The sequence below is a fragment of the Streptomyces sp. NPDC058295 genome (assembly GCF_042880655.1).
Classification (GTDB): Bacteria; Actinomycetota; Actinomycetes; order Streptomycetales; family Streptomycetaceae; genus Streptomyces; species Streptomyces coriariae.
The window spans coordinates 28,867-45,838 of sequence record NZ_JBHVYO010000061.1 but is presented as its reverse complement, the minus strand read 5'-3'; the positions used below and the strand labels follow the sequence as shown (position 1 = coordinate 45,838).

Here is a 16,972-nt window from a genome sequence, read left to right as displayed (position 1 = left end):
GTGGTGGCCCACCGCGCTCGCCGTCCCGTCCAGGCGACCAGCCTTCGGCCTGCGGATACTCGACGCATCGTGCCTCCTTGACTCGTGGGGTGGGGAGACGTGCGCGTGCAGAAGGCGGCCGGGGGGAGGTCCGGCCGCCCGGCACCGGACACGGCTGCGGGGCGGGGCAGGGTGGGCTCCGCCGCCGTCCGTGGCCGGTCCGGGGCCTGTCACATGAGTTGTCGGCGGCGGCCCAGCCAGGTCTGGGCGATGACGACCACCGCCAGGAAGGCGCCGCTGACGACCTGCTGATAGGAGGAGTCGAGCGAGCCGATCTGGTTGATGACGTTCTGGATCACCTTCAGCAGCAGTACCCCGACCAGCGAGCCACTGACGTAGCCGAGCCCACCGGTCAGCAGGGTGCCGCCGATGACGACGGCGGAGATCGCCTCCAGTTCCATGCCGCTGCCCAGAATGGTCACGCCGGAGGCGAGCCAGGCGGCGTTGAGGGCACCCGCCAGTCCGGCGAGCAGTCCCGACAGCGCGTAGACGAGGATCTTGGTGCGGGCCACCGGGGCACCCATCAGGGCGGCGGCGTCCTCGTTGCCGCCGACCGCGTAGACGTGCTGCCCGAACCGGGTCCGGCGCAGGACGACGGCTCCGGCGACGAACAGGGCCAGCGTGATCCACACCGGGTTGGCGAGGCCGAGGGTGCTGCCCTGGCCCAGCTCGGCGAGGACGGACCCCTTGCCGATCAGGTAGGTGTCGGCGCCCTCGTCGGTGAGCGCCAGCATCAGTCCGCGCGCGCCGAGCATGGCCGCGAGCGTCACGATGAAGGGCGCGAGGCGGGAGCGGGCGACCAGCAGGCCGTTGACGACGCCGATCAGCCCGCAGACGGCGAGCGGCAGCAGCAGGGCCACCAGGGTGCCGTGGCGCGACCCCCAGGCCGCCAGCACGCCGCCGAGGGCGAACAGGGAGCCGACGGACAGGTCGATCCCGCCGGTGATGATGACGAAGGTCATGCCGAGCGCGACGATCGCCAGGAAGGCCGAACTGGTCGCCATGTTGCTGACGTTGTCGCCGGTGGCGAAGGAGTCGAAGGAGAACGACGCCACCAGGGAGACGATCAGCAGGACAGCTAGTGCGCCGTGCTGCTGGACCAGGGCGCTCAGCCGTTCGGAGCGTGCGGAGCCCACCGGACGGGCGCCCTGCGGCGGTTCGATACCGGCAGTGGTCACGGGTACGTCCGTGTTCGTGGTGGTCAACGCTTCCCCCGTCCCCGTGCCGCGTAGACCGCGGCGACGATCACGATGGCCTGGGCGATCTGGGTCCAGGAGGGCGGCAGATCGTGCTTGATGAGGGTGGCGGTGAGGAGCTGGATGAGGACGGCTCCCGCCACGGTGCCGCCGATGTTGACCCGGCCGCCGGTCAGCGGGGTCCCGCCGACGACGACCGCGGTGATCGCGGACAGCTCCATCAGGTTGCCCAGCGAGGTGGGGTCGCTGGCCTGGAGGCGGGCGGTGGCCAGCACGCCGGCGACCGCCGCGAGGAGCGCGCAGACGACGTACACGATGATCAGCACGCGTCGCACGGGCAGGCCGGCGAGCTGGGCGGCGGGGCGGCTGTCGCCGATGGCGAGGAGCCGGCGTCCGAAGGTGGTGCGGCGCACCACGAAGGCCACCAGCAGCGCCAGGGCCGCGGCGATGAGGATCAGGTACGGGACGCCGAGGACGTCGCCGGAGCCCAGGGAGGCCAGCGAGGGGTTGCGCAGGTCCTTGAGCTGCGGCAGCAGCACCAGGGCGAGTCCGCGACCGCCCACCATGAGCGCCAGCGTGGCGACGATCGGCTGCACTCCGAGGAACGCGACCAGCGCGCCGTTGGCCAGCCCGACCCCCGCGGCGAACAGCGCGACCACCAGCAGCGCGGGCAGCAGTCCGTAGCCGAGGTAGAGGGCGGTCGCGGAGGCCGCCAGTGCCATCACGGCGCCCACCGAAAGGTCGACGCCCTCGGTGCCGATGACCAGGGCCATGCCGAGGGCGACGATGATGACGGGGGCGACCTGGACGGCCTGGGTGCGGAAGTTCTCCGCGGTCAGGAAGTGCGGGGTGATGACGGTGTTGACGACGAGCAGCGCCGCCACACCGGCGTAGACGCCGTAGGTCTGGAGCCACTGCAGGAGGCGGGTCCTGTCCAACGGGGCGCCGCGCAGGGCGACTTCAGTCATCGACGGCCGCCTCCTTGCCCGCGTCCCGCGCGGGATCGTTCCCGGCGATGGTCCGCATGAGCTTGTCCTCCGTGACGTCGTCGCCGGTCAGCTCGCCGACGACGGCGCCGTCCTTCAGTACGACCACGCGGTCGGACCCTTCGATGAGTTCCTCCAGGTCGGAGGAGATGAGCAGAACACCCAGGCCGTCGGCGGCCAGTTCGTCGACGAGCTTCTGCACCTCGGCCTTGGCGCCGACGTCGATGCCGCGGGTGGGCTCGTCGAGCAGCAGCACCTTGGGGTTCATGGCGAGCCAGCGGGCGAGCAGCACCTTCTGCTGGTTGCCGCCGGACAGTTCGCCCACCTTCTGGTGCGGTGAGGAGGACTTGATGCGCAGCCGTTCGATGAAGGTGTCGACGACGCTGTCGACGCGGGCCTCGGAGACCAGACCGAAGCGGGAGAGCCGGGGCAGCGCGGCCAGCGCGATGTTCTCCCGCACCGACAGGCCGGGGACGATGCCCTCGCTCTTGCGGTCCTCGGGCAGCAGGCTGATCCCCGCTCGGATGGCCGCCGGGGTCGAGCCGGCCCGCAGCGGCACCCCGGCCACCGTGACGCCGCCCGAGCGTGCGGGCAGGGCGCCGGCGATGGTCTTCGCGGTCTCGGTGCGTCCGGAGCCGAGCAGTCCGCCGAGGCCGACGACCTCGCCGGGGCGGATGCTGAGGGAGACGCCGTGCAGCTTGTGCGGCACCGTCAGGTCCGAGGCGGTGAGCACCGGTTCGGCGTCGGCGGTGCCGTGGTCGCCGGTGAACTTGGTGAGGCCCTCCGCGCGGACCTCCCCCAGGTCCCGGCCGAGCATCGTCGACACCAGGGAGAGACGGTCGAGGTCGGCCAGCCGGCCGTGGTGCACCCGCCGGCCGTCGCGCAGCACGGTGACGCTGCCGCACACGGCGTACAGCTCGTCCAGGCGGTGGCTGACGTAGACGACCGCGATGCCCGCGTCCCGCAGGCCCCGGATGACCGAGAACAGGGTCTCGACCTCACGTGGTTCGAGGGAGGATGTCGGCTCGTCCATGACGACGACGCGCGCCTCGGTGGCGACCGCCCGGGCCAGGGCGACCATCTGCTGGGCGCCGACCCCGAGGGTGCGCAGCGGTCTGCGGACGTCCACCCGCACCCCGTAGGTGCTCAGGGTCTGTTCCGCCTCGCGGTTCATGCGGCCCATGTCCAGCACGCCGAACCGGTTGCGCGGCTCGCGGCCGAGGAACAGGTTGCGAGCCACGCTGAGCAGCGGGATCAGGTTGACCTCTTGGTAGATGGTCGAGATCCCGGCCTTCTGGGCCTCCAGCGGGGTGGCGAAGGAGACCTTGCGGCCCTGGAAGACGATCTCGCCCGCGTCGGGCCGGTACACGCCGGTGAGGAGCTTGATGAGGGTCGACTTGCCGGCGCCGTTCTCGCCGATCAGGGCGTGGATCTCACCGGCGTGCAGGGTCAGGTCCACGTCGTCCAGGGCCCGGACGCCGGGGAAGGTCTTGCTCAGTCCGCGGACGGCGAGCACTTCGGCGGGGGGTGCCACCTGTGCCTCCAGGATGCGATGCGGTGCGGTGCGATGCGGTGCGATGCGGTGCGGTGCAGTGCGGTGCAGTGCAAGAAGCGAGGGAGAGCGGGAGGGGCCCGCGCTGGGCGGAGCGAGCCCCTGACGGTTGGTCAGTAGGCTTTGCCGATACCCGACTTGGCGTTGTCCGTGGTGTAGGCGCCGTCCTCGATGACGATGTCCTGCGCGACGCTCTCGCCCTTGGTGAAGGTGTCCAGCGTCTGGAAGGCCAGGGGTCCGAAGCGCGGGTTGGACTCGACGACACCGCTGATCCAGCCGTCCACGATGCCCTGGACGGCGTTGCGGGTGCCGTCCACGGTGACGATCTCGACGTCGCCCGCCTTCTTGCCCGCACCCTTCAGCGCGGCCACCGCGCCCAGCCCCATCTCGTCGTTCTCGGCGTAGATCCCCTTGATGCCGGGCTTCGACTGGATGAGCTGCTCGGTGACCTGCTGACCCTTCTCGCGGGCGAAGTCGCCGGTCTGCTCGAAGACCACCTTCAGGTCCGGCGCCTTCTCGGCGATCCGGTCCTTGAAGCCCTTGGTGCGCTCGGTGGTGACATTGTTGCCCGCCGAGCCGAGGAGGATCGCGACCTCGCCCTTGCCGCCGGTCGCCGCGATCATCTGGTCGGCGGCGCGCCGGCCCTGCTCGACGAAGTCGGAGGCGATGAACGAGACGTAGTCCTTGCAGGCCGTGGCGTTGATCTTGCGGTCGATCGTGACGATGGGGACCTTCTTGGCCGCGGCGGCCTGGAGCACCGGGTTCCAGCCGTCGGAGTTGAGCGGGGCGATGACCAGCAGGTCGGCGCCCTTCGCCAAGAGGTCCTGGACGTCGCTGATCTGCTTGGAGAACTGCGACTGGGCGTTGGCCGTCAGCAGCTTGACGCCCCGCTTCTTCGCCTCGTCCTTGATGGACTGCGTCTCCGCGATGCGGAACGGGTTGGCCTCCTTCTCCGACTGGGAGAAGCCGACGGTGGCGTTCTTGAGGTCCGACTTCACACCGCCGTACGCGTCGACGGTGCAGGTCTTGCCGCCCGGCGCGGGCGAGGCGACCTTCTGTGCGGCGTCGGCGGCGGCCGAGGACTTGGTGTCGCTCGACGTGTCGTCCTCCGACTTCGCGCAGGAGGTGGCGGTCAACGCCACCGCCGCGGCCAGGGAGACGACCACGGGACGGGCGAGAAGACGACGGCGGTGAGTGGTGCGCTGCATGGTGACCCCGATCCGGGCGACGCGGAAGGAACACTGGGGAGGTGGTGAACGAGCAGAGGTCGAACAAGGTCGAGCAAGGTCGTGCCGTAGCCGAGCAGTAGCCGTGCCGAGAAAGGTGCTTCTCCCCTGGCGGGAAAGGTCGTTCGACCCGCCGCACAGAGGTTTTTACATCGTTGGAAGAGTGCTGTAAACCCCCTGTGCACGCACTGCGCGGGGCTCGGCGCGAGCGAGTCGGCCCACACCACCCGCCTCTGTGCTCTCATCTGCGACGGAGGGGGACGCGTAACGGCCGGGAGATTCCGGTGCCTTCGCGACTCCGTCGAGCGGCCTGCACGCTCGCGCGGACGTGCCGCCCAGGGCCGCACCGATCACGACCGCATACGCGAAGAGCAACGGCCGTTCAGCGCCGCGGGGTTGGCGAGTCGCTCGACTGCGGACGTCAGGAACTGGGTGACCGGCCGGTCAACACGTCCAGGTCGGCGCACACTTGACCGGAGCACCGAGACAGCCTGCGCGCGTCACGCAGCCCTGCGAGGATTCGGGTGGATGACGGTTCGCACGCGCACCGCCCTGGAGGTCACCCGCGTCCGCCGCCGTTCGCCGCCGCCCGGCCCAGGGTGCTCTCCCGCTCCACGAGGCGATGGTCCGCCCGGACACGGCGCGGCTCGGGCATCTCGTTGCCGCCGAGCCGTGCCAGCACCGACTCGACCGCGAGGCGGCCGATGGCCTCCTTGTCCGGCGACACGGAGGTGAGGGTCACCGCGCCGAAGCGTCCCTCGACCACGTCGTCGAAACCGACGACGGCGATGTCCTCGGGGACGCGCAGCCCCCGTTCGTGCAGGACGCGCATCGCGCCGATGGCCATCGGATCGTTGTAGGCGAACACCGCGTCGGGGCGCCGCCCGGATTCCAGGATGCGGTTCATGGCGGCCGCTCCGTCCGCGTGGCCCCACCCGTCGGTGGCGGCGACGAGCCCGTCGTCGGCCGGGAGGCCGGCCGCGGTCAGTTCCTCGCGCCAGCCACGCACGCGCAGTTGCGCGGGCTCACTGCGACCGCGCCGGGCGCCGATGAAGGCCACCTCCCGCCGCCCGAGTCCGTTCAGATGCCGGACGGCGGCGCGGGCGGCGGCGACGTTGTCGATGGCGATGTGGTCGTACGGCAGGTCGTAGTCGCGTTCACCGAGCAGCACCAGCGGTACGTTCTCCGCCCGGTCGCGCAGGTCCTCGGTCTCGAGCTCGATCGGGCTGAGGATGAGGCCGTCGATGACCCGCGCCCGGAAACCCTGGCTGACCAGGATCTCCTGCTCGCGGTGCCCCCCGGTGTGGTCGAGCAGCACGATGTAGTCGTGCGCGGCGGCGGCGTCGATGACCGCGGCCGCCAGCTCGGCGAAATAGGGGTTGCCGAGTTCGGGCAGAGCGAGCGCGATGATGCCCGTACGCCCTTTGCGCAGGTGCCTGGCGGCCAGGTTGGGCCGGTAGCCGAGCACGTCGATGGACCGCTGGACGCGCTCGCGCATGGCGGGCGTGACGTGCTGGTAGTTGTTCACCACGTTGGAGACGGTCTTGATGGAGACCCCCGCGTGCGCGGCGACGTCCTTGAGGCTGACCCGCACGGCATTCCCTTTCGCAGCGTCCCGACGGGATGATGGCCGGTGCGGCTACGGGGTCGTCACCGTGGGCGAGCGCCGAGCCCCCATGCTTGACTTTTACAACGTTATACAGGCGTCCTCGCCACACTGACAAGGCGGGTGACGGACGGCCGCCGCACGGTGTGCGAACGCCCGTCCGGCGGGCTGCCCGCAGAATCCGGGGCCGCGACCCGACCGGGAAAAAGGCCGCTCGTGAACGGGTCGGGAGAAGTGTCGTCCGTGAACGGGTCACCGGTCTACTGCCGAGACGGCCAGGGGCGCCGCCGAAGGCCGCCGGTCGGCCCGTCGACGCCACGGCTCCCGCCGTGATCCGGCCGCACGGCCGACGCGCCGCGCACCGGCCCCTCGACTATCGTTTCCCCTGAGACGTGCTCCTACGGTCGCCCCTCGCGCTGACCTGGGCCCGTCCACCGCGTGCGTTCCCCTGCTGGGCGCGGCACGGTTTTCGACCACCCGATTCGAGCATCGAACCCGCCCATCGCGGAGTTCCGGAACGGCACGAGAGGGAAAAGTCATGCCCTTTGCTTCCGCCAAGGACGGCACCAGCATCTTCTTCAAGGACTGGGGCTCGGGACAACCCGTCGTGTTCTCCCACGGCTGGCCGCTCACCGCCGACGCCTGGGATCCGCAACTGAAGCTGATGGCGGACAACGGATTCCGGGCCATCGCCCACGACCGGAGAGGCGGCGGCCGCTCAGGACAGAGCTGGGACGGCAACGACCTCGACACCTACGCCGACGATCTCGCCGCGGTCATCGAGGAACTCGACCTGCACGACGTCATTCTGGTCGGACACTCCACCGGCGGCGGTGAAGTGACCCGCTACATCGGGCGCCACGGTTCGAGCCGGGTCGCCAAGGCCGTCCTGGTCGGCGCCATCCCCCCTCTGATGCTGAAGACGGACGCGAATCCGGCGGGGCTGCCGATCGAGGTCTTCGACGAGATCCGTGCGGGCGTGACAACGGACCGCTCCCAGTACTACAAAGACCTCAGCGCGCCTTTCTACGGCGCCAACCGCGACGACTCGACTGTCACCCAGGGAACGCGCGACGAGTTCTGGTTGTGGGGAATGACGGTGGGCATCAAGGGCGCCTACGACTGCATCAAGGCGTTCTCCGAGACGGACCTCACCGAGGATCTCAAGAAGATCGACGTCCCGACACTGATCGTGCACGGGGACGACGACCAGATCGTTCCCATCGTCGCTTCGGGCGACAAGAGCTCCAAGCTGGTCAAGGACGCGGTGTACAAGGTGTATTCCGGCGCGCCCCACGGACTGGCCATGGTTCCGAAGTTCGCCGAGAGGTTCAACAAGGACCTCCTCGAATTCGCCCGCGGCTGAGCCACGCAACAGGAGCTACGGAACGAGGAGGGGCACGACCAGATCCCGGTCGAAGACGGCCATGGTCCGGCCCGGGCCGTCGTAGTCGTCGACGATCTTCGCCTCGAAGCCGAGACTGCGGTGGAACGCGATCGAGCCGGTGTTCGCGACCGACGTGATCGCCTTCAGCCGCCGTGCGCCATGACGGTGCGCCGCTTCGGCGAACGCCGCGTACAGACGGCGCCCGACACCCGTGCCTCGGGCATCGTCCCGCGTGGCGATCAGATGCACGTACCCGGTGCCTGCAGGTGTCACGAACCCGAAGACGTACCCGCGGATTCCGTCCTCGGCCCGGGCGACCAGACAGGTCGAACCGAACTCCTGCACCAGTGCCACGAGGTGCAGCGATCGAAGGTCGCGTTCGCCCCAGTAGCGGGCGTGATCGGCCAGGACCTGGTGAAAGTCGGCCACGCCGGCCGGTGCGATCTGTGTGCCCATGGCGGCAATCATGGCAGGGACCTCGGTCGTCGCAGGCGAAGGTCCGCCCGGATCCGGTGAGTCGGGCTGCTCGCTCAACGTCCCGGCCGCTGGAAGTGGGCGTAGGGCGGGTACGGCTTGAAGCAGACCAACACCTCCACGGGGTGCCCGCCGCCAGGTTCCTGGACCAGTGTCGGGAGCGCCGTCATCAGTGCCGAGTGGCCGTGGGTGACGCCCTTCTGGCGCGGGCCCCAACCCGCCGCGTGGGCAAAGGAGGTGGAGGCCTCGGCGAACACCTCGCGGTTGCCGAACAGGAAGAACGTGCGGGCGTGGGTGGCGTGCCGCAACTCGTCCCGGGAGTCGGCCCGGCTCCCCAGCTCCCGCCATCCGGCGGCGTCCCTGGCCGTACGTTCCTCGACGGTGCCGACGGTCAGCGGAGTGCCGTTCACCAACTTGCGCCGCAGCTCGGGCCACTTGCTGGGACGCAGACCGAGCGTGTCGTGGACCAGGACGAGATCGACCGGCGTGCCGTAGCCCTCGTCGGGCCGAACACCGTCGCGCAGCGGCACATGGACGATCGTGTGCCGGGAGTAGGCGGCGAAGGAGAACAGACCCGCGAGCCGGTTCAGCCCGTCATGGTCGCCGAGCAGCAGGCCGATGGGCTCGGGGGCGCTCAGCGACGTGTGGCGAAGGGGCTTCCTCGGCTGGACGACACGGTGCTCGTGCGGCCCGGTCCGGGGCCTGAACTGTTGCAGCCTCAGCCGCATACGGAGTACCTCATGGCCCCAGGATCGCGGGCGGTGCGGCTTCCCGGCAACGGAGATTCCGCCCCGGCAGGACAATGGGCCGCGACACCGCCGGCTCGCGCGCACGGTCTTCGTAGGCCTCGCCCGGGAGGAGGACGGACACATCGTGATCCGCTGCTACACGGTGGACTGAACGACGTCGGTGTGCGGGCGGCGGAAACGGGCGTTCGAGGCGGCATCTACAGCCGAGCGCGGAGGCCGAGGGGCGGACGGCAGCCGTGCCCTCGGGCCGAGCCCGACCGCGGACGCGACGTCGCCCGCCCCGGCGGGAAGCCACCTGACCGGCTGCCGACCAGCACGAAGGGCTCCGCGGTCCGGGATACGCGGCGGCACCGCGCACGCCGGTGATTTCGCCGATTGCTCCCCCGCTCGGCGCCACGACGCTGGTCAGGTCCAGCCACCCGCATCCTCGTCAGGAGGGCTCCATGCGTCGTCATGCCCCGCGCCGGCTCCTCGGTGTGCTCGCGACCGCCACCCTCGCATTCACCCTGTTCTCCGCAGCGCCGACGGCCGGCGCCACCACGGCCACCTCAATCGCGTCGGTCGCCTCCGCCGCCCAGCCGCTGTCGACGAGCACACCCGTCGTCTTCGTCCACGGCTACACCGGCAGCGCGTCCAACTGGACCACCGCCATGAGCGTCTTCCGGCTCAACGGCTGGTCCAGCTCCAACCTCTTCGCCTACGAGTACAACTCCTACGGCAACAACATCACCAACGCGCAGGGTCTCGCGACCTACGTCAACACCGTGAAGGCGCGGACCGGGGCGAGCAAGGTCGCCATCGTCAACCACTCGATGGGCGGCCTGGTCAGCCAGTACTACCTGAAGGTCCTGGGCGGCAACACCAGCGTCAGCCACCTCGCCTCGATCGCCGGGGCGAACCACGGCACCACCTATGCCGGCGCCTGCCTGATCTACACGACCTGTCAGCAGATGTACCCGGGCTCGTCGTTCATCGCCCAGATCAGTGCGGGCGACGAGACGCCGGGCAGCACCACGTACGCCACCTGGTACTCGGCGTGCGACGGCGTCATCATCCCGTACACCAGCACCCGGCTGGACGGCGCGACGAACAACAACGTGCTCTGCCAGACCCACATCGGCTACCTGACGGACACGGTCGTGCTCGGCCAGATCGCCGACTTCATCGCCTCCTGACCCCCCGCGCGAGCAGCCCCGGCTGACCAGCGCCGAGCCTGACCACGCCCCGTTCACGGCCGCGCGACTGCCGGGAACGGGGCGCACGGCATGGGAGGGTCACCCGGCCCGGCGTCACTCCCTCGGTGGCGGCCCTGTGTGCGTCAGGCAGCTCCTGCCTGGGTTTTACGGGTGAGCAGGTGCACCTCCTGGAACTGCCGCCGGTCGGTGGGTCGAGGCTCGCGAACCATCCGGGCCACCTCGGCCAGCCCGGACTCGCGCAGCAGGGCGGCGAGGTGATCGGGCCACCACCGATAGGCCGGCGCGACGGTGTGATCGAAGACCTGGGTCGGGTGAGACGGACCGTCGGCGGCGGAGAAGCCGACCAGTAGGTGGCCGCCGGGTGCCAGCACACGATGGAACTCCGCCAGGATGACGGGGAGTTCCTGTGGCGGGGTGTGGATGATGGACCACCGGGAGAGCACGCCGTCCAGCACACCGTCGGCGATGTCCAGCGCGGCCATCGAGCCCACGTCGAACCGCAGTCGCGGATAGGCCTGTCGAGCCAGCTCGATCATCGCCGGAGACGTATCGACACCGAACACCGACAGCCCCAACTCGTCGAGATGGGCAGTGATATGACCAGGCCCACACCCCAGATCCGCGACCTGAGCGTCGTCCCCGCTCGCACTGACGACCTCGGCGAAGACACCCAGGATCGCGCGGTCCAGGGGACTGTCCCGCAGCGAGTCGCGGAACAGCTGCGCATAGGCGGGGGCAGCAGCGTCGTATCCCTGACGGGTGACGCTGAGGGCACTGTGTTCGACCATGCACGCGACAGTAGTTCCCGGCCCCGAGCCTGGCCGGGAGAATCACGATCTCGGTAGCGGCGCCCGCAGGACAGAGCGGACGCCGCTGCCGCTCACCTTCAGGCCGGTGAGGTGACCGCCTGGCTCAGATGCCGGGCGAAGAACCGGACGGCGCTGTCGGCCTCGAACCTGGGGAAGTCGACGTGCTTGCCCGCGTTGGCGTGCAACGTCTTCTCCTTGGAGGCGAAGGCGTCGAACAGCGCGAGGCCGGCCTCGCGCGGGATGCGCTCGTCGTCCCACTGCAGGTCGAACTCGATCGGGACGGTGATCCGCTTCGCCGTCTCGACCAGGGCATCGGGCCACATCAGGCCGAAGACCGCAGCCGTGATCCTGGGCTCGACCGCCACCAGCGGCACGCCGATCGCGGTGCCCAGGCCGATGCCGAAGTAGCCCACCGGCCCGTCGGCACCGATCTCCGGCAGCTGCTGAAGGGCGTCCAGGGTCGCCTGCCACTCGGGCACGGCCAGCTCCGCCAGCCGGGCGTTGTAACGGACGACGATCGGGCCTTCCGGCTCGGCCGCCGCCTGCGCCCTGCGCAGCTCGGCGATCTCCTGCTCGTCGCGCGCGGTGCGCGGCCGGTCGCCGTGACCGGGCGCGTCGATGACGGCGACGTGGAAGCCGCAGCCGGTCACGAGCAGGTGGGCGCGGCCCGCCATCGCCGGATGCTTCTTGTGATTGCCGCCGCCGTGGCCCAGCAGGACCAGGGGCGCGTGATCGGCGCCGGAGGCCGGCGACCAGAGAACTCCGGGGATCTCGCCCACGGTGAAGTCGCGCTCGACCGTGCCGTTCGACGACGACTCGGCGGTGAACTGCAGAGAATGCACGGGTGTTGCCTTTCGGGAGTGCCTTGTTGTCGAGGCGCTCCCGGCGACACCTACGTCAGTCGCCGGCCGTGACGGGAAGGGAGAGCACCCACATCGATACAGCGTTCATGGGTCTCACCTCCTCGGGCGGTGTCACGGTCGAATGCAAACTACCAGCCGGAGCCTCATCACCGCATGGCGTTGTCCAGGTGAGTGATGACGGCCGGCACGTCATCACTCTCGGTGCTCCGGATCAGCTGCAGGGCCGGCCGGACGACGCCGCCCGGTCGCGCTATCAAGCGGGCGAGCACGGCGGCCCGTATGTCGAGCCGCTCGATGGTGGCCTCGCGCTCCTCTTCGTTCTGGCCGGCCAGCAGGACGGCGTTGTACCAGGCTTCCTCGCGGGACTGACGGACGCTGAAGTCGAGGATCCGCTCGTCGGTGCGGGCTCCGATCTGATCCAGCAGCGACATGAAGGGCGACAGTGCACCGATCGAGTCCTGTACCGCCAGCACCACCCGCCCGAGGATGTCGTTGATCAGCAGAAAGTCGCGCCGTAGCGCGTGGATGCCCTTGCCCGGGCTGGTCCGTGCGGCGGCGACGGCCAGGTCGAGGTTGATGTGCGCGTTCACGCCGAGCAGCAGGTGCTGGACGATGACGGTGTCGGCGTCGTCCAGCAGCCCGAACGTTTCGCGCCAACAACGCGGTCCACCGCGGTCACGCCGCCAGGCGTCGTACGCGTCGAGGTAGCGGTTGCCGAAGAGCGTGTCGAAACGGTCCATGCGCGCACCGTCGTCGAACAGCCCGCCGTGAATGGCCGTGCGGACCTCGACGGTCACCTGTCGGTACAGCGCCGCGAAGTACCCGACCCGGTCACCGGCGCTGCCTGCCTCCCCCACGATCCCGGCCAGTCTGTCCACGACATCGTCGATGTTCTCCGCCGCCATGCCCGACTCCCCTCACGCGGGCCCCCGTTCGGCCCGGCCCCTGACTGCTGTCCGCGACGCGGATCGCCACCCCGTCCTACCACCGCACACCGGGAAGGACACCCGCGTGACGAGAACCGGGTCGGGAATCACCCGCCCTGTATCCGAACCCGCGCGGCGCTGCCGGTGAGCGGGGGTGTCGGACCCTCGGGCCGTGCTGGAGGCCGTTCGGCGAGCCGGACGCGGATGAACACCGCGGGCGCGCATCGCGCCTACCCGGCGTCCAGCGGTCGTTCGAAGAACGTTTCCAGGACGACGGTCGCCTGGGTGCCGCTGACCCCGTCGATCGCGTACAGACGGCGCAGTACGTCCTGGAGTTGTTCCGTGCTCGCCGTGCGTACCTTCACCAGGACCGCCGCGCTGCCCGCGATGACGTGGGCCTCCTGGATCTCCGGTACGCCGGCGAAGTCCTCGGCGCGGTCGCCCATCCAGGCCGTCGAGTCGACCAGTACGAAGGCGAGGACCCCGCGGCCGAGGGCCGCGGGGTCCACGTCGATCGTGGTGGTCCTGATGACCCCGTGCTCCCGCAGCCTGCGCACCCGCTCATGGGCGGCACCCGCCGACAGACCGACCCCCTTGCCCAACTCGGCATAGGACCGGGTCGCGTCCTTCTGGAGCAGCGCGATCAAGCCACGGTCGATGTCATCTATCGGCTTCATGATATGACCATATCTTGTTCGGTGATCTACGTGTTACGTTGAATCAGATCCTGATCAGCGCATGCGAAGGGACGCCGATGCCCGCCGATGGCCTGTACGAGATCCTGGACGAACGCTTCCGTACCGGACGCTGCACGAACGGCGACGGCAGGCTGGAGGTGCTGCACGACCAGTGCCGTTGGGCGGAGGGCCCGCTGTACTTGCCCGCCTGGCGCCAGGTGATCTGGAGCGACATCCCCAACGACCGCATCCTGCGCTGGGACGAGGCCACCGGGACGGTCGGCGTCTTCCGCGACCCGGCCGGACACAGCAACGGCAACACCCTCGACCGGCAGGGCCGTCTGGTCAGCTGCGAGCAGGGCAACCGCCGGGTCACCCGTACCGAGCCGGACGGCACGGTGACGGTCCTGGCCGAGCGTTTCGAGGGCAAGCGGCTCAACAGCCCGAACGACTCCGTCGTGCGCTCCGACGGCACCCTCTGGTTCTCCGACCCGGACTTCGGCATCACCAGCGACTACGAGGGTCACCGGGCCGACTCCGAGATCGGCGCCTGCAACGTCTACCGGGTCGACCCGGCGACGGGCCGGGTGCACCTCGCCGCCGACGGCTTCGACGGACCCAACGGCGTCATCCTGTCACCGGACGAGAAGCGGCTGTACGTCTCCGACTCGCGGAGCGCCCGTATCCACGCCTTCGACGTCCACGCCGACGGCACGCTCTCCGGACAGGAGGTCTTCGCCGCAGCACGGGCGGGCGTCCACTTCGACAACATCCGCCTGGACGACCAGGGCCGTCTGTGGGCCGCCGCCCTGGAGGACGGCGTTCACTGCTACGAACCCGAGGCACCCTCATCGGACGGCTCCGGGTGCCGGAACCGGTCTCCAACATCACCTTCGGCGGCCCGAAGAACAACCGCATGTTCATCACCGCCACCACCTCGCTGTACTCGCTGGTGATGTCGGTTACGGGAGCACCCCGCGTCTGATGCGCATGTCCGACCGCCGTCCGGGGCACTCCGTTGAGCGCGCCCCGGCGCCCGACAGCCACGGCTGTCCGGCACTGATCCACCGGCGATCCTCCCCCTCCTCACCGGGTGGGGCGCCGGCACCACCTGAACCGCAACCAGGAGCAGATGTGAACGACCCGGCCTTCCTCACCCTTCAGCAGGAGATCGCCCGGGAACTCGAGGTCGCCGAGACCTTCGAGGCCGAGGCGGAGATCGAGCGCCGGGTGGCGTTCCTCGCGGAGCGGCTGACCTCCACCGGTCTGTCCTCCCTCGTGCTCGGCATCAGCGGCGGCGTCGACTCCACCACCGCGGGCCGCCTGTGCCAGCTCGCGGTCGAGCGTGCCCGCGACGCCGGGCACGAGGCACGGTTCTACGCGATGCGGCTGCCCTACGGCGTCCAGGCCGACGAGCACGATGCCCAGCTCGCGCTCTCCTTCATCCGCCCCGATCACGTGCTGTCCGTGGACATCAAGCCCGCGAGCGACGCCGCGCTCGAGGCCGTGCTGGGCGCCGAGGTGAGCTTCCGCGACGCCTACCACCAGGACTTCGTGCTCGGCAACATCAAGGCCCGGCAGCGCATGATCGTCCAGTACGCCGTGGCCGGCGGGCACCACGGGCTGGTCGTCGGCACCGACCACGCCGCCGAGGCGGTCTCCGGCTTCTTCACCAAGTTCGGTGACGGCGCGGCGGACCTCGTCCCGCTGGCCGGCCTGACCAAACGCCGGGTGCGAGCCGTCGCGGACGCGCTGGGGGCGCCGGCCGAGCTGGTGCACAAGGTCCCGACCGCCGACCTGGAGACCCTCGATCCCGGCAAGACCGACGAGGACGCGCTCGGGGTCACCTACGACGACATCGACGACTTCCTGGAAGGCAGGCCCGTGGACGAAGGCGTCTTCACCACGATCGTCGACCGCTACCGGCTCACCGACCACAAGCGCCGACTGCCCATCGCCCCCTGAGACGCGGGGACTCGCCCCCTCAGACGCGAGGACTCGACGTCGTTCGCCGCGGGTCGTCCCGGGACGCCGGGCAGGCCAGGACCGCCTGCCACGCGACGGCGGGACGTTCGCCGCGGATGGCCGTACGGCGCCCGACAGCACGGCGTTCGGCCCGCGGCCGGACGGGTCACCAGCGCCGGGGTGGTGGGCACCACGACGGGGTTCTCACAGGCCGAACAGCTCTGCCGCGTTGTCGTGGCACACCGCCCGCAGCCACTCGTCGCCGAGGCCCAGCCGCTCCAGCGCGTGGAGCTGGTGCACGTACGGATAGGGGATGTTGGGGAAGTCGGAGCCGAGCAGGACACGGTCGCCGAGTCCGGCCAGCCGGGGCAGGGCCCTGCTGGGGAAGGGCATCAGCTCCTCGGCGAAGTCGGTGAACGTCATCGTCGTGTCCAGCCGCACCTCCCCGTACCGTTCGGCGAGGCCGAGGAACTCCTCGTACTCGGGCATCCCCAGGTGCGCGACGACCAGCCGCAGCCGGGGGTGACGCGCCAGCACCCGGGCGATCGGCTCGGGTCCTGTGTGCTTGCCCGGTGCGGGCCCGGAGCCGCAGTGGATCACGACGGGGATCCCGGCCTCGGCCAGCAACCCCCATGTCCCGTCGAGGAGTTCGTCGGCCGGGTCGTACGCCCCCACCTGTACATGCGCCTTGAAGACGCGGGCGCCCGCCTCGACGGCCTCCCGGACGTACGTCTCGACGCCCGGCTCGGGGTAGAGGGTGGCGGTGTGCAGACAGTCGGGGGTGCGGCGGGCGAAGTCGGCCGCCCAGTCGTTCAGCCACCGGGCCATGCCCGGCTTGTGCGGGTAGAGCATCGCGGTGAAGGCCCGTACGCCGAACTCCCTCAGCAGGGCAGTCCGTTCCGTCTCCTCCTTCCGGTAGGTGATCGGCCACTCGAGCCCGCCGGTCTGCGGTCCGAGCGCGTCGAAGTAGGACCACACCTTGCGCAGGACCCGCTCGGGCATGAAGTGCGTGTGGACGTCGACGAGGCCGGGAAGACCGAGGCGGCCCCAGAAGTCGCGCACCTCCCTCGCCTCCTCCCCCACCGGGGTGGCTTCGGCGGTACCACCGGGGCCGACGGGTTCCATGCGGTGATCATCCATGGCGCCCACGATCGGCCCGGGTGAGGCCGCGGGTCCACTCCTTCGCGTGGGGAATCCGTGAGGGATCCGTCACCCGGCCCCCTCCGCCGTGCAGCGGGGTGGGCACGGGCCGTCGGCGGCCCAGGGGGCGACGACCGGGCCCGGGCGGCGGCCCCGCCCCCCCCCGGGGGGGGGGGGGCCG

General features: G+C 70.3%; 15 protein-coding genes and 1 pseudogene. 4 read left to right on the top strand and 12 right to left on the bottom strand.

Translation table 11 applies throughout. The features are described 5' to 3' along the window. Positions 1-209: 209 nt before the first annotated feature. The 5 genes from ACFVYS_RS38755 to ACFVYS_RS38735 form a co-directional block, all read right to left on the bottom strand. Positions 210-1,244 (bottom strand): ABC transporter permease, encoded by a 1,035-nt coding sequence (locus tag ACFVYS_RS38755; RefSeq protein WP_389509893.1) that lies wholly within the window; start codon positions 1,242-1,244, stop codon positions 210-212. Next, positions 1,241-2,203 (bottom strand): ABC transporter permease, encoded by a 963-nt coding sequence (locus ACFVYS_RS38750; RefSeq protein ID WP_389509891.1) that lies wholly within the window; start codon positions 2,201-2,203, stop codon positions 1,241-1,243. The genes ACFVYS_RS38755 and ACFVYS_RS38750 overlap by 4 nt, the downstream gene beginning before the upstream one ends. After that, positions 2,196-3,755 (bottom strand): sugar ABC transporter ATP-binding protein, encoded by a 1,560-nt coding sequence (locus ACFVYS_RS38745; protein WP_389509889.1) that lies wholly within the window; start codon positions 3,753-3,755, stop codon positions 2,196-2,198. The genes ACFVYS_RS38750 and ACFVYS_RS38745 overlap by 8 nt, the downstream gene beginning before the upstream one ends. Positions 3,756-3,886: 131 nt before the next feature. Next, entirely contained in the window at positions 3,887-4,981 is a 1,095-nt protein-coding gene (locus ACFVYS_RS38740; protein ID WP_389509887.1) for an ABC transporter substrate-binding protein, read from the bottom strand. Between the two features lie 577 nt (positions 4,982-5,558). After that, positions 5,559-6,593, bottom strand: a complete 1,035-nt coding sequence (locus ACFVYS_RS38735) for a LacI family DNA-binding transcriptional regulator (protein ID WP_142270351.1) — start codon at positions 6,591-6,593, stop codon at positions 5,559-5,561. A 550-nt stretch (positions 6,594-7,143) separates the two neighbouring features. Between ACFVYS_RS38735 and ACFVYS_RS38730 the strand changes: the two genes are divergently transcribed. Further along, positions 7,144-7,971 carry an alpha/beta fold hydrolase gene (locus tag ACFVYS_RS38730; RefSeq protein ID WP_389509884.1) on the top strand — a complete coding sequence of 276 codons (828 nt, stop codon included), beginning with the start codon at positions 7,144-7,146 and terminating at the stop codon, positions 7,969-7,971. A gap of 15 nt (positions 7,972-7,986) precedes the next feature. Here ACFVYS_RS38730 and ACFVYS_RS38725 read toward each other — a convergent pair whose 3' ends face one another. Continuing rightward, a complete protein-coding gene (locus ACFVYS_RS38725; RefSeq protein ID WP_389509882.1) occupies positions 7,987-8,460 on the bottom strand; it encodes a GNAT family N-acetyltransferase in 474 nt (157 codons plus the stop codon). Positions 8,461-8,522: 62 nt separating this feature from the next. Continuing rightward, positions 8,523-9,194 (bottom strand): hypothetical protein, encoded by a 672-nt coding sequence (locus ACFVYS_RS38720; protein WP_389509880.1) that lies wholly within the window; start codon positions 9,192-9,194, stop codon positions 8,523-8,525. Positions 9,195-9,658: 464 nt separating this feature from the next. Here ACFVYS_RS38720 and ACFVYS_RS38715 point away from each other — a divergent pair, with 464 nt between their 5' ends. After that, a complete protein-coding gene (locus ACFVYS_RS38715) occupies positions 9,659-10,390 on the top strand; it encodes an esterase/lipase family protein (RefSeq protein ID WP_389509878.1) in 732 nt (243 codons plus the stop codon). A 143-nt stretch (positions 10,391-10,533) separates the two neighbouring features. Here ACFVYS_RS38715 and ACFVYS_RS38710 read toward each other — a convergent pair whose 3' ends face one another. From ACFVYS_RS38710 to ACFVYS_RS38695, 4 genes are all read right to left on the bottom strand, one after another. After that, positions 10,534-11,199, bottom strand: coding sequence for a class I SAM-dependent methyltransferase (locus ACFVYS_RS38710; protein WP_389509876.1), 666 nt, complete (start codon positions 11,197-11,199; stop codon positions 10,534-10,536). Between the two features lie 98 nt (positions 11,200-11,297). After that, positions 11,298-12,062: an alpha/beta hydrolase gene (locus ACFVYS_RS38705; protein ID WP_389509874.1), complete on the bottom strand. Its 765-nt coding sequence runs from the start codon at positions 12,060-12,062 to the stop codon at positions 11,298-11,300. A gap of 167 nt (positions 12,063-12,229) precedes the next feature. After that, positions 12,230-12,988, bottom strand: a complete 759-nt coding sequence (locus ACFVYS_RS38700; RefSeq protein ID WP_389509872.1) for a DUF5995 family protein — start codon at positions 12,986-12,988, stop codon at positions 12,230-12,232. 251 nt (positions 12,989-13,239) lie between these two features. Beyond that, complete coding sequence (locus tag ACFVYS_RS38695; protein ID WP_389509903.1) at positions 13,240-13,677, bottom strand: Lrp/AsnC family transcriptional regulator; 438 nt, start codon at positions 13,675-13,677, stop codon at positions 13,240-13,242. 86 nt (positions 13,678-13,763) lie between these two features. Between ACFVYS_RS38695 and ACFVYS_RS38690 the strand changes: the two are divergent. Next, positions 13,764-14,671, top strand: a pseudogene (locus ACFVYS_RS38690) (SMP-30/gluconolactonase/LRE family protein). A 149-nt stretch (positions 14,672-14,820) separates the two neighbouring features. Continuing rightward, positions 14,821-15,651, top strand: a complete 831-nt coding sequence (gene nadE / locus ACFVYS_RS38685; RefSeq protein ID WP_389509871.1) for an ammonia-dependent NAD(+) synthetase — start codon at positions 14,821-14,823, stop codon at positions 15,649-15,651. Between the two features lie 204 nt (positions 15,652-15,855). Here nadE and ACFVYS_RS38680 read toward each other — a convergent pair whose 3' ends face one another. Next, complete coding sequence (locus ACFVYS_RS38680) at positions 15,856-16,776, bottom strand: amidohydrolase family protein (RefSeq protein ID WP_389509901.1); 921 nt, start codon at positions 16,774-16,776, stop codon at positions 15,856-15,858. Positions 16,777-16,972 lie beyond the last annotated feature (196 nt).